12 protein-coding genes and 1 pseudogene are annotated in these 12,480 nt (G+C 72.4%); 3 read left to right on the top strand and 10 right to left on the bottom strand.

All coding sequences use genetic code 11. The features are described from left to right. Positions 1–61 precede the first annotated feature (61 nt). The 4 genes from fba to gap all read right to left on the bottom strand — a co-directional run bounded on the left by fba (position 62) and on the right by gap (position 4,103). A complete protein-coding gene (gene fba, locus BMX97_RS10355; protein WP_060849785.1) occupies positions 62–1,147 on the bottom strand; it encodes a class II fructose-bisphosphate aldolase in 1,086 nt (361 codons plus the stop codon). A gap of 87 nt (positions 1,148–1,234) precedes the next feature. Continuing rightward, on the bottom strand, positions 1,235–2,437 hold the full coding sequence (locus BMX97_RS10350; RefSeq protein ID WP_091749080.1) for a phosphoglycerate kinase: 1,203 nt from the start codon (positions 2,435–2,437) through the stop codon (positions 1,235–1,237). A gap of 35 nt (positions 2,438–2,472) precedes the next feature. After that, positions 2,473–2,967 (bottom strand): hypothetical protein, encoded by a 495-nt coding sequence (locus BMX97_RS10345; protein WP_091749075.1) that lies wholly within the window; start codon positions 2,965–2,967, stop codon positions 2,473–2,475. Positions 2,968–3,095: 128 nt separating this feature from the next. After that, entirely contained in the window at positions 3,096–4,103 is a 1,008-nt protein-coding gene (gene gap / locus BMX97_RS10340; RefSeq protein ID WP_091749072.1) for a type I glyceraldehyde-3-phosphate dehydrogenase, read from the bottom strand. A 642-nt stretch (positions 4,104–4,745) separates the two neighbouring features. Between gap and BMX97_RS10335 the strand changes: the two genes are divergently transcribed. From BMX97_RS10335 to BMX97_RS10325, 3 genes are all read left to right on the top strand, one after another. After that, a complete protein-coding gene (locus tag BMX97_RS10335; RefSeq protein WP_091749069.1) occupies positions 4,746–5,900 on the top strand; it encodes a GGDEF domain-containing protein in 1,155 nt (384 codons plus the stop codon). Positions 5,901–6,010: 110 nt separating this feature from the next. Next, positions 6,011–6,298, top strand: coding sequence for a DUF4164 domain-containing protein (locus tag BMX97_RS10330; protein WP_048430045.1), 288 nt, complete (start codon positions 6,011–6,013; stop codon positions 6,296–6,298). A 189-nt stretch (positions 6,299–6,487) separates the two neighbouring features. Next, entirely contained in the window at positions 6,488–6,868 is a 381-nt protein-coding gene (locus tag BMX97_RS10325) for a cell division protein ZapA (RefSeq protein WP_091749066.1), read from the top strand. Positions 6,869–7,062: 194 nt separating this feature from the next. Here the strand turns inward: BMX97_RS10325 and guaB are convergent, their stop codons facing one another. From guaB to BMX97_RS10295, 6 genes and pseudogenes are all read right to left on the bottom strand, one after another. Next, complete coding sequence (guaB, locus tag BMX97_RS10320; protein ID WP_091749063.1) at positions 7,063–8,556, bottom strand: IMP dehydrogenase; 1,494 nt, start codon at positions 8,554–8,556, stop codon at positions 7,063–7,065. 187 nt (positions 8,557–8,743) lie between these two features. Next, positions 8,744–10,255, bottom strand: coding sequence for a flavin-containing monooxygenase (locus BMX97_RS10315; protein WP_244538371.1), 1,512 nt, complete (start codon positions 10,253–10,255; stop codon positions 8,744–8,746). Then, on the bottom strand, positions 10,252–11,154 hold the full coding sequence (locus BMX97_RS10310; RefSeq protein ID WP_091749060.1) for an alpha/beta hydrolase: 903 nt from the start codon (positions 11,152–11,154) through the stop codon (positions 10,252–10,254). The genes BMX97_RS10315 and BMX97_RS10310 overlap by 4 nt, the downstream gene beginning before the upstream one ends. Before the next feature lie 6 nt (positions 11,155–11,160). Beyond that, positions 11,161–11,979 (bottom strand): SDR family NAD(P)-dependent oxidoreductase, encoded by an 819-nt coding sequence (locus tag BMX97_RS10305; RefSeq protein WP_091749058.1) that lies wholly within the window; start codon positions 11,977–11,979, stop codon positions 11,161–11,163. 76 nt (positions 11,980–12,055) lie between these two features. Further along, positions 12,056–12,316, bottom strand: a complete 261-nt coding sequence (gene minE, locus BMX97_RS10300; protein WP_091749056.1) for a cell division topological specificity factor MinE — start codon at positions 12,314–12,316, stop codon at positions 12,056–12,058. Next, positions 12,313–12,480: pseudogene (locus BMX97_RS10295) on the bottom strand (septum site-determining protein MinD); the annotation flags it as partial. The pseudogene BMX97_RS10295 and the gene minE, both read right to left, overlap by 4 nt.

Here is a 12,480-nt window from a genome sequence, read left to right as displayed (position 1 = left end):
CCGCCCTGCTGCATGGTCAATGGGGCGGCGATGCGGCGCGAGCCGCAGCGCCGCGCCGGGATCACTCCGCGGCGGCCTTCGAGGGGGCGAAGGACGGGTCGAGCTTGCCGGCGGCGTAGCGCTTGGCCATCTCGGAGAGCGCGATCGGGCGGATCTTGCCGGCGTTGCCGGCCGTACCGAACTCCTCGAAGCGCTGCTTGCAGAGCTTCGTCATCGCGTCCATCGCCGGCTTCAGGTACTTGCGCGGATCGAACTCGGCCTTGTTCTCCTGCAGGATCTTGCGGATCTGGCCGGTCATCGCCATCCGGTTGTCGGTGTCGATGTTGATCTTGCGCACGCCGTGCTTGATGCCGCGCTGGATCTCCTCCACCGGCACGCCCCAGGTCGGCTTCATCTCGCCGCCGTACTGGTTGATGATGTCCTGCAGGTCCTGCGGGACCGACGAGGAGCCGTGCATCACCAGGTGGGTGTTGGGCAGGCGGCGGTGGATCTCCTCGATCACGTTCATCGCCAGCACCGCGCCGTCGGGCTTGCGGGTGAACTTGTAGGCGCCGTGCGAGGTGCCCATCGCGACCGCGAGCGCGTCGACCTTGGTGGCCGCCACGAATTTTTCCGCCTCGGCCGGGTCGGTGAGCAGCTGGTCGTGCGACAGCACGCCCTCGGCGCCGTGGCCGTCCTCGGCCTCGCCCTCGCCGCTCTCGAGCGAGCCGAGCACGCCGAGCTCGCCCTCGACCGAGCAGCCGGCCCAGTGCGCCATCTCGGTCACCTTGCGGGTAATCTCGACGTTGTAGTTGTAGTCCGCCGGGGTCTTGCCGTCGGCCTTGAGCGATCCGTCCATCATCACCGAGGTGAAGCCGTACTGGATCGCGGTGGCGCAGGTCGCCTCGTTGTTCCCGTGGTCGAGGTGCATGCAGACCGGGATGTGCGGGTAGATCTCGACGAGGCCGTCGATCAGCTTGGCCAGCACGACGTCGTTGGCGTAGGAGCGGGCGCCGCGGCTCGCCTGCAGGATCACCGGCGAGTCGGTGGCGTCGGCCGCCGCCATGATGGCGAGGCCCTGCTCCATGTTGTTGATGTTGAAGGCCGGCACCCCGTAGCCGTGCTCGGCGGCGTGGTCGAGAAGCTGCCTGAGCGTGATGCGCGCCATGTCGAAATCCTCCGAGATCGTCAGTATAGCTGGATTATAGCGGATGGGTCGGCCGGCGTCCTAACGCAGCCGACCTGAACGGAACCCTCAAGCTTGCCGGCGCAGGGCGTCGACGCCCGGGAGCGGCTTGCCCTCGAGCCATTCGAGGAAGGCGCCGCCGGCGGTCGAGATGTAGGTGAAGTCCGCCGACACGCCGGCATGGTTGAGCGCCGCCACCGTGTCGCCGCCACCCGCCACCGAGACGAGCTGGCCGGCCTTGGTGCGCGCCGCCGCGTGGCGGGCCGCCGCCACCGTGCCCTGGTCGAAGGGCGCGATCTCGAAGGCGCCGACGGGGCCGTTCCACACCAGGGTCTTGGCGTCGTCGATCGCGGCCGCGATCCGGTCGACCGACAGGGCGCCGATGTCGAGGATCATGCCGGTCTCGGGGATCGCGTCGACCCCGTAGGTGTGATGGGGGGCGCCGGCCTTGAACTCTTCCGCCACCACGCCGTCGACCGGCAGGATGATGGCGCAGTTGTTCTCGCGCGCCGCCTCGATGATCGCCTGGGCGGTGGCGGCCAGATCGCGCTCGCACAGCGACTTGCCGACGCCGAGGCCGGCGGCGTGCAGGAAGGTGTTGGCCATGCCGCCGCCGATCACCAGGGCGTCGACCTTGGCGACGAGATTCTTCAGGAGGTCGATCTTGGTCGAGACCTTGGAGCCGCCGACGATCGCCACCACCGGCCGGGCCGGGGCCTCGAGGCCTTTGGTCAGCGCGTCGAGCTCGGCCTGCATCAGGCGGCCGGCATAGGCCGGGAGCACGTGGGCGAGGCCTTCCGTCGAGGCGTGCGCCCGGTGGGCGGCGGAAAAGGCCTCGTTGACGTAGACGTCGCCGTTGGCGGCGAGCGCCTCGACGAAGGCCTTGTCGTTCTTCTCCTCGCCGGCGTGGAAGCGGGTGTTCTCCAGCATCAGGACGTCGCCGTCCTTGAGCGCCGCCACGGCCGACGCGGCCGTCTCGCCGATGCAATCCTCCGCGAAGGCGACCGGGCGGCCGAGCGCCGAAGCGGTGGCCTCGGCGATCGGGCGCAGGGACTCGGCCGCGACCGGCTTGCCCTTCGGGCGGCCGAAATGCGCGAGCAGGATCACCTTGGCGCCGGCCTCGACGAGCTCGTTGAGGGTCGGCAGCACGCGCTGGATGCGGGTGGCGTCGGTGACGCGGCCCTGATCCATCGGCACGTTGAAGTCGACGCGGACGAGGACGCGCTTGCCCTTCAGGTCGCCGGCATCGTCGAGGGTACGGAACTGGGTCATCGGCGGGGCACCTTGTGGGGGTGGCGCGGCGCGGATCAGCGCAGCGGGATCAGGGACTGGAGGTTGAGGCGCTGGGCCACCAGGGTCAGCGCCACCGTGAGCACGGCCGTGACGATGGCGGTGAGGATCAGGGCGCCGGCGCCCGGCAGGCGGCGGGTGCGGTCGGAGAGCGCCCGGACCTCGGCGCGCAGGGCCGCGAGGTCGGACTGGCGGGCGGCCTCGTTCATGCGGGCGCCGGCCGCCTCGACCCGGTCCTCGACGCGGGCGAGCAGGGCCTCGGAGCGGGCGTACTTGTCCTCGATCCGCGAGGCCTTGTCCTCGATGCGGGCGAGCTGGTCGGCGACCTGCGGCGGCAGCGCGAAGGGCTGCGGCTGCGCGGAGACCTGAGCGGGAACGGAAGCCGGCGGGACGTGCGCCGGGACGACGGAGGTCGCGTTCGGCGGCGGAGCGGCCGGAGTCGGAACCTGCCCCTGCAGCAGGGCGGCGTCGGCGGCGTTCGCGGGGCGGGGGGCGGGCACGGCGTCGGTCATCGGCGGATCCTCGGGGGCGAATCCTTGAAGGCAAAGTCGTCTCGGGACGAAGCGGGCGGCCCCGCGCCGGGGCCGCCCGAAAGCGAAGGCCGGCGCCCGGGGGAGCCGGCCCGTCGCGTCGGCCGTGATCAGATGAGCTTGGCCATCGCGATGGCGGTGTCGGCCATGCGGTTCGAGAAGCCCCACTCGTTGTCGTACCAGGTCAGCACGCGCACGAAGGTGCCGTCCATGACCTTGGTCTGGTCGATGTGGAAGGTCGAGGAATGGGGGTCGTGGTTGAAGTCGATCGAGACGTTCGGGGCCTCGGTGAAGCCGAGCACGCCCTTGAGCGGGCCGTTCGCAGCCGTCTTGATCGCCTCGTTGATCTCGGCGACCGAGGTGGCGCGCTTGGAGTTGAACTTGAAGTCGACGACCGAGACGTTCGGGGTCGGCACGCGGATCGAGGTGCCGTCGAGGCGGCCGTTCAGCTCCGGCAGCACCAGGCCGACGGCCTTGGCGGCGCCGGTCGTGGTCGGGATCATCGACAGGGACGCGGCGCGGGCGCGGTAGAGGTCCTTGTGCATCTGGTCCAGCGACGGCTGGTCGTTGGTGTAGGAGTGGATCGTGGTCATGAAGCCGCGCTCGATGCCGACGGCATCGTTGAGCACCTTGGCGACCGGAGCCAGGCAGTTGGTGGTGCACGAGGCGTTGGAGACCACCAGGTGGTCGGCCGTCAGCTTGTCGTGGTTCACGCCGTAGACGACCGTGAGGTCGGCGCCGTCCGCGGGAGCGGACACGAGGACGCGCTTGGCGCCGGCATCGAGGTGGAGCTTCGCCTTGTCCTTCGAGGTGAAGATGCCGGTGCATTCCATCGCGATGTCGACGCCGAGCTCGCGGTGGGGCAGCTCGGCCGGGTTCTTGATCGCGGTGACCCGGATGCGCTGGCCGTCGACCACGATGTGGTCGCCCTCGACCGTGACGGTGCCGGGGAACTTGCCGTGGACCGAATCGAAGCGCAGCAGGTGGGCGTTGGTCTCGACCGGGCCGAGATCGTTGATGGCCACGACCTCGATGTCGGTGCGACCGGCTTCCTTGATGGCGCGCAGGACGTTGCGGCCGATGCGTCCGAAGCCGTTGATGGCGACCTTGACCGTCATGTGTTGTCTCCCTTGGGGTTAGGCGTGGCGGAGGTGTTGGGGGCGCGTCGCCCCTCGGAGGCGGAGGGCCTCTCGAGGGTGGATCGCCCCGTGAAGGCGTGGCGCTCGCGGGAGCCGAAGGGTCCCGGCGGCGGGCCGGGGCGGGCCGGCGCGGCGGGAGGCGAGGCTGATGGGGGACCGGCTCCGGCCGGCGGGGCCCGCTGCGCCCGTGGTCCCGCACACGCCTGCCGTCCCGACGGGGACGGTACGGGCGGAGAGCACGGGAGGCGTCACGGCAGCTCGTATTCCGTCAATCCGCCGGCGACAGTCGCCCGGCGGGGGGCGCCGGCTTCCTATCATGGCGCCGGGGCGTGTCAAACCCGAGCGGGGCCTTGGGGAAAACCCCGCCCCGCGCCAGCGGCGATCCGGCCGCGTCGCATGGTCTTGCGCCGGATTAAACCTCATTTGGCACCGTCCGCGGGCGCGCCGACCTTTCGCCCATCGTTCCGGGGCAGCGCCGTCACCGTCGCGCGACGACGTCGATGCACGAGAGCTTCGGGAGAGACGTTTAACCATGCAAGAGCATGGAGCGGGCGACGGCGGGAACCGTAACGAAGATTGCGTCCACCGACCTGTATGCCGGGAGGTACAGGTGACGACACCATGCAGATCGATCTCCACACCCTCTATTGCCTGATCGTCGGGACGCTGCTCGTCGCCGGCGCGATGACGCTCTGGGAGCGCCAGGCGCATCCGCGGCGGGCCCGCGAGCTCGGGATCTGGGCCGGCGCCTGCCTGACCTTCGCGGCGGGCCTCGTCCTGGCGATGAACCGGACGCTCCTGCCGGGCATCCTCGGGCCGGCGCTCGTCAACCTGGTGATCGTGACCGGCTACCTGATGGTGCTGCATGGGGTGCGCCACCTCGACGGGCGGGCGCGGCTGCGCCTGCCGCTCGGGGTGCTCGCCGGCCTCGCCCTCCTGTGGGCCACCCTCGGGGTGCACTTTCCCGGGCCGTTCTGGAACTACGTCGCCTCGCTGCCGATCGCGCTGGCCTGCGGGCTGACCGCGCTCGCGCTGGTGCGCAGCCGCACCGCCCGGCCGCTGCGGGCGCGGCAGGTCGCGATCGCGGTGTCGGGCGGCCACGCGCTGTTCAACCTGGCGCGGGCGGTCCTGACGCCGGTGCTCGTCGCGGCCTATGGCGACGGGCTGCTGCCGGCCTTCGGCAAGGCGACGATGTACGAGGGCGTGCTCTACTCCGTCGCCATGCCGATGAGCCTGATCGCGCTGGTGCGCGAGGAGGCCCAGGCCCAGGCGGTCGCGGCGTCGCGCACCGACTACCTCACCGGCATCGCCAACCGCCACGGCTTCTTCGAGGCCGGCGACCGGCTCCTGGCCGGGCTGGCGCCGGAGCGGCCGGCGGCCCTGCTCGCGTTCGACCTCGACCACTTCAAGGCGATCAACGACCGCCACGGCCACGCCGCCGGCGACGCGGTGCTGCGGCTCTTCGCCGATACCACCCGGCGGATCGCCGGGCCCGGCGCCGTGATCGGCCGGCTCGGCGGCGAGGAATTCGCCGGCCTCCTGCCCGGGCTCGACGTGGCGGCGGCCCGGCGGGTCGGCGAGGACGTCGCCCGGGCCTTCGCGGCGGCGGCGACGGATCGCGACGGCCCCGGCATCCCGGCGACCGTCAGCGTCGGCCTCGCGGTGTCCGGGGCCGACGACCGGGATCTGCCGGCGCTGCTCTCGGCCGCCGACCGGGCGCTCTACCGGGCCAAGGCCGGCGGCCGGAACCGGCTCGAGGTCGCCGCGGCGGCCTGATTGTCCCCAGCCTCGCCCCGGGAAGCCTGCGCGAATCCGGCACGGCGATTGCGAGGCGCGGCGCGGCGCTTTAGGGTTTTTCTCGGATTGTCGCGTTTTCGGAGATCAGCATGACCGCAGCGGTGGAGGAAGCGCTGCGCCGCCTCGAAGCCTCGGTGGCCCTCCTCGAATCCGCGGTGGCGCGCCGGCTCGACGCGGAACGCAGCCACAGCGACCTCGAGACCGAGCTCGAGATCATGCGCGACGACCGGGCCCGGCTGGCCGCGGAGCTGGACGGGGCGACGGCGCGCCTCGCCGAGGTGCAATCCGTGACCGAGGACGTGGACCACCGCCTCGGCCGCGCCATCGGCACCGTCGAGGGCGTGCTCGGCCGCGCCGGCGAGCGCGGCGAGGCCTGACCGCCCTCCCCCGGCCCTCCGTCCGACAACGGCCTTCGACAGCCCAGTCTTGATCGTCCCAAGTCCCGATCGTCCCCAGTCACGATCGTCCCCAGCCCCGATCGTCCCCAGCCCCGATCGTCCACCGACCGGCGGACCGATGCCCCGGGCGATTCCATTCCCCCCAGGTGACTCCCCCCAGGTGACTCCATGCCCCAAGTGACCGTCACCATCGCCGGCAAGACCTACCGCATGGCCTGCGGCGAGGGCGAGGAGCGCCATCTCGAGGGGCTGGCCGCGAGCTTCGACGCCCGCATCGGCGACATGCGCAAGGCCTTCGGCGAGATCGGCGACATGCGCCTGCACGTCATGGCGGCGCTGACCCTGGCGGACGAGCTGGCCGAGACGAAGCGCCGGATGGAGGCGATGGAGCGCGAGACCGCGGCGTTGCGCGAATCCAGCGATGCCGGCACCGCCGAGCGCGAGGGCGCCGAGGCGCGCCTCGCCGAGACCGTCCAGCGCACCGCCGAGCGGATCGAGCGGCTGGCCAAGCGACTCGGATCGGCGCCCGGAGGGGCGCAGGGGAACTGAGGCCGGCGGGATCGTCCCGGGCAGGGCCTCCTCGACCGCGCCTCGGAGGTCCCGCGCCGGCGACGTCCGGACGCGGGGAGGATGTTTCGACCAATTCGAGGGCGGGAGTCGTCGGTCCGGGGGCACCGTGGCGAGCCCCCGGCCGTCATCGTGCGGTCGGAGCCGGGACCGGCTCCGACGCAGCGATCAGCGCGTCACACGCGGCCCGGGTAGTTCGGGCTCTCGCGGGTGATCGTCACGTCGTGGACGTGGCTCTCGCGCAGGCCCGCATTGGTGATGCGGATGAACTGCGCCTTCTCCTGCATCTCCGGGATCGACGGAGCGCCGACATAGCCCATGGCGGCGCGCAGGCCGCCCGAGAGCTGGTGCAGCACCGCCGCGACTGGGCCCTTGTAGGGGACCTGGCCCTCGATGCCCTCCGGCACGAGCTTGTGGGTGTCGCTGACCTCGGCCTGGAAGTAGCGGTCGGCCGAGCCGCGCGCCATGGCGCCGACCGAGCCCATGCCGCGGTAGCTCTTGTACGAGCGGCCCTGGTATAGGAACACCTCGCCGGGGGCCTCGTCCGTGCCGGCGAGCAGCGAGCCGAGCATCGCCACCGAGGCGCCGGCGGCGATCGCCTTGGCGAGGTCGCCCGAGTACTTGATGCCGCCGTCGGCGATCACCGGCACGTCGGCCTCGTTGCCGGCCTCGACCGCCTCCATGATGGCGGTGAGCTGGGGCACGCCGACGCCGGCGACGATGCGGGTGGTGCAGATCGAGCCCGGGCCGATGCCGACCTTGATGGCGTCGGCGCCGGCATCGATCAGCGCCTGGGCGCCCTCGCGGGTCGCGACGTTGCCAGCGATGACCTGCACGGCGTTCGACAGGGTCTTCACCCGGCGCACGCTCTCCAGCACCTTGGCCGAGTGGCCGTGGGCGGTGTCGACCACGATCACGTCGCAGCCGGCATCGATCAGGCGCTCGGCCCGCTCGAATCCGCCGTCGCCGGTCGTGGTGGCGGCCGCGACCCGCAGGCGGCCCTGCTCGTCCTTGATCGCGTGCGGATAGGCGACCTGCTTCTCGATGTCCTTGACGGTGATCAGCCCGATGCAGCGGTAGTGGTCGTCGACGACGAGCAGCTTCTCGATGCGGAACTGGTGCAGCAGGCGCTTGGCCTCGTCCTGGGTCACGCCCTCGCGCACGGTGATCAGCCGGTCGCGGGTCATTAGCTCGGCGACCGGCTGGCTCTGGTTGGTGGCGAACCGCGTGTCGCGGTTGGTCAGGATGCCGACGAGCTTGCCGCGCGAGCCGTTGGGGCCGCGCTCGACCACGGGAATCCCCGAGATGCCGTGCTGGCGCATCAGCGTGTAGGCGTCGGCCAGGGTCTCGTCCGGGTGGATGGTGATCGGGTTGAGCACCATGCCGGACTCGTACTTCTTGACCAGCCGCACCTGCTCGGCCTGCTCCGGCGGCTCGAGGTTGCGGTGGATCACCCCGAGGCCGCCGTTCTGCGCCATCGCGATGGCCATCCGGGCCTCGGTCACCGTGTCCATCGCCGAGGCGATGATCGGCATGTTGAGCTTGATCGTGCGGGTGAGGCGGGTGCCGAGATTCACCTCCGCGGGCATCACCGAGGATGCGGCGGGGCGGAGCAGGACGTCGTCGAAGGTCAGGCCCTCGATGATCGAATCCGTGATGATGCGGGCCATGAACCAACTCCTGCTGCCTGCGGACCCCGGAAGAGGCCGCAGAATCGGCGCCGTGCCGGGCGCTCTGCCGGGCAATCTGCCTGTATTGAGTTGGCACGGGCCGATAGCACGCGTCCGTGACGGGCGCAAAGCGCTATCGCCGCAGCGCAGCGATGCGATCCACGCCTGTTGCGGGAGCGGCGCCCGCTCACGTCCCGCCCCGGGCGGGCGTGAGCACGAATTCGGACCAGTCCGGCGCCCGCATCGCCCGCCGGTAGGCCACTACCGTGCCGGGCCAGAGCGCGATGTTGTGGCCGGCCGCGTCCTGGTACCAGCTGGCGCAGCCGCCCTGCTGCCAGATGCTGCCCGACAGCCGCGTCTCCAGCTCGGCGAGGTGGCGCGCCTGGGCCTCCGGGGCCGGCTCGATCGCCGCGAGGTGGCGCGCCTTCATCTCGGCGAGGCAGGCGAGGACGTACTCGACCTGCGCCTCGATCATCAGCACGACCGAGTTGTGGCCCAGCCCCGTATTGGGGCCGAGCAGCATGAAGAAGTTGGGGAAACCCGCGAGCGCGACGCCGCGATGCGCCGCCACCCGCTCGCCCCAGGCGCGGGCGAGGATCAGCCCGTCGCGGCCGACCACCGGCACCCGGGCGAGCGAGGCGGTGACGTCGAACCCGGTGGCGAGCACCAGCACGTCGAGGGGGTGGCGGCTGCCATCCGCCATCGTCACGCCGTCCGGGGTCACGGCGCGGATCGTGCCGGTCTCGAGCGCCACGTTCGGCCGGGTCAGGGCCGGGTAGAACTCGTCGGAGATCAGCACCCGCTTGCAGCCGAGGCGGTAGGGGGGCGCGAGCTTCGCCCGCAGGGCCGGGTCCCGGACCTGGCGGCGCAGGTGGAGCCGGCTCGCCATCTCGGCGAGGCGGGTGAGGCGCGAGACGCGGGTGAAGCCGAGCCCCGCCTGCGCCTCCCGCAGCCAGAACTGGGCGCCGCGCAAGAGCCGGCGCGCGAGCGGGAGACGGCGAAACAGGGCGTGGAGCCGCGGGCCGATCGCCCGGTCGTTGCGCGGCATCACCCAGGGCGGCGTGCGCTGGAACAGCACCAGCCGGCCGACCTGGGGGGCGATGGCCGGCACGACCTGGATCGCGCTCGCCCCCGTGCCGATCACGCCGACGCGCCGGCCCGCGAGCGGCACGCGGTGGTCCCAGGCGGCGGTGTGGAAGAGCGGGCCCCGGAAGCTGGAGAGGCCGGGGATCGCCGGCAGCGCCGGGTGGTGCAGGGCGCCCATGCCGGAGACCAGCACCCGGGCCTCGACGGGTCCGCGGTCGGTCTCGACCCGCCACAGCGCCCGCCCCTCGTCCCAGACAGCGCCGGTGACGGCGGTGGAGAGGGCGAGGCCGCGCGCGAGGTCGAACCGCTCGACCAGCCCGCCCAGATAGGCGGCGATCTCGGGCTGGCCGGCATAGGTCCGGGTCCAGTCGGCCTTCGGCGCGAAGGAGAGCGCGTAGAGATGGGCCGGGATGTCGCAGGCCGCGCCCGGATAGGTGTTGGTGTGCCAGGTCCCGCCGACCGAAGCGGCCTTCTCGACCACCATCACGTCGTCGATGCCGGCCTGGCGGCAGCGGATCGCCATGGCGAGGCCGGAAAAGCCCGCGCCGATCACCAGGACGGCGAGCGGGGTCGTCGGCCAGGGCGGGGCGTCGCGGGCGGGCTCGTCCGTCACCGCGCCGCCTCCGGCGCGCGCGCATGCTCCTTCAGGAAGGCGGCGGCCTCGGACAGGGAGCGGCGTCCCTCCGGCACGAACGAATGGGCGAGCTGCCAGACATGCGGCACCACCGGCCAGAGCTTCACGGCGGCGTCCACGCCCGCCGCCCGCGCCTTGTCGGCGAAGCGCACGGAATCGTCGCGCAGCACCTCCCGCTCGCCGACGTGGAACAGGAGCGGCGGCAGGCCGGCGGGGTCGCCGTAGAGCGGCGAGGCGAGCGGGTCGGCGGGGTCGTGGCCGGCGAGGTAGAGGTCGACGAGGTGCTGGAGCTTGGTCGGGTCGAACATCGCGTCGCGGCGGGCATTGGTGCGCATCGACGCGCCCTGCCCCAGCATGTCGGTCGAGGGCGAGAACAGCACGGCGGCCTGCGGTTGCGGCAGCCCGTCCCGGCGCGCCCGCAGCATCAGGGCGAGCGCCAGGTTGCCGCCGGCGGAATCGCCCGCGATGCCGGCCGGGCCCGCGGCCGCGAAGGCCGACCAGCAGGCGGCCGCGTCGTCGAGGGCGGCCGGGAACGGGTGCTCGGGGGCGAGGCGGTAGTCGGGGCAGAACACCCGGAAGCCCCGGGCGGCGAAGCCCCCGGTGAACGGTCGGTGGGTGCGGGGCGAGCAGGCGATGAAGCCGCCGCCATGCAGGTAGAGCAGGCGCGGCGCGTCGGGCGCGAGGCCCGGGCGCTCGGCCCACTCGCCCGGGACGCCGCCGACCTCGCCGTCGCGAAACGCGATGCCGGGCAGGTCGGGGAAGCCGCCCTGGTTCATGACCCGCCGGATCGCCGCGACGTCGCCGCCGGCGCGGGCGATCTTCGGTCGGACCTGCCAGCGGATGATCCAGGTGAAGAAATGGGCGCGCAGGCTGGTCATCACGGGTCACTCCATGGCGCGGGCGATCAGCGACCAGTAGCGCACCGGCATCAGCCGCTGGATCAGCGCCACCTGGGCGGCATCGCGGCCGACGACGATGCGGGGTTCGCGGCGGGCGATGCCGGCGAGGATGCGCTCGGCCGCCGCCTCCGGGGACAGGCGCAGGAAGCGCTCGGCCGCCTGCTTGCCGCGGGCGACCTCGGCGGGGTCGAGGCGCGGGCCGGCGCGGGCGTTGCGGGCGATGGCGGTGGCCACGCCCCCCGGATGGACGACGCTGACCCCGAGAGAGCTGCCGGCATATTCGTGCCGCAGCGCCTCGGAGAAGCCGCGCACCGCGAACTTGCTCGCCGCATAGGCGGTCTGGCCCGGGGGTGCGACGAGGCCGTAGAGACTCGACAGGTTGACGATCTGGGCCGCGGGGCGGCTCTCGAGCACGGGCAGGAAGGCGTGGGTCATCCGCACCACGGCGCGGAAGTTCACGTCCATCAGCCAGTCGAAATCGGGCAGGTCGAGGTCGGCGAAGCGGCCGGCGAGCGCCACGCCCGCATTGTTGACGAGGAGGTCGAGGGGCCCGTGGCGGGCGGCGACCGTCTCCGGCAGGGCCGCGATGGCGGCGGCGTCCGTGAGGTCGAGGCAATGGGCGCCGACGTCTCGTCCGAGTGCCCGGACGGCCGCCTCGGTGCGGGCGAGGCCGTCGGGATCGCGGTCGACGAGGACGAGGCGGGCACCGCGCCGGGCGAGCCCGGCCGCGAGCGCCGCGCCGATGCCGCCGCCGGCCCCGGTGACCAGGGCCAGCTTGTCGTGCAGAGGAAAGGCGTCCGCCAATGCGCGCTCCGTCCGGGCCCGGGGATGCCTGAATCGCCCGGGCCGGGCGGGAGCGCAAGGGTGGACGCGAGCGGCGTCAGGCCGCGCGGTGGAGGGTCTTGGGCAGCTCGACGTCGATCTCCAGGGTCGAGACGGCATCGCCCCGCTCCATGGTGATCTTCACCTTCTCCTGGTCGATGGCGACGTGCTTGGCGATGACCGCCAGGATCTCCTCGCGCAGCACCGCCACCAGGTCCGAGCGGCCGAAGGCCGTGCGCTCGTGCGCCAGCAGGATCTGAAGGCGCTCGCGCGCCACCGGCGCCGTCCCGCGCCGCGACAGGAAGCTCAGCAGGTTCATGCCGCCCTCCTGGTGAACAGCTTGCCGAGAAGCGACCGCTTCTCGCTCGGCACGGTCATCGCCACCGTCTCGCCCTTGAGCCGGCGCACCGCATCCGCGTAGGCCCGCGCCGGCGCGCTCTGCGGCGCGTTCAGCGTCACCGGGCTGCCGAGGTTCGAGGCCTT

Origin of the sequence: Methylobacterium sp. ap11 (assembly GCF_900110515.1) — a bacterium.
GTDB lineage: Bacteria > Pseudomonadota > Alphaproteobacteria > Rhizobiales > Beijerinckiaceae > Methylobacterium > Methylobacterium ajmalii.
Note: the sequence above shows the minus strand (reverse complement) of the source record. Positions and strands in the feature narration are given on the sequence as shown.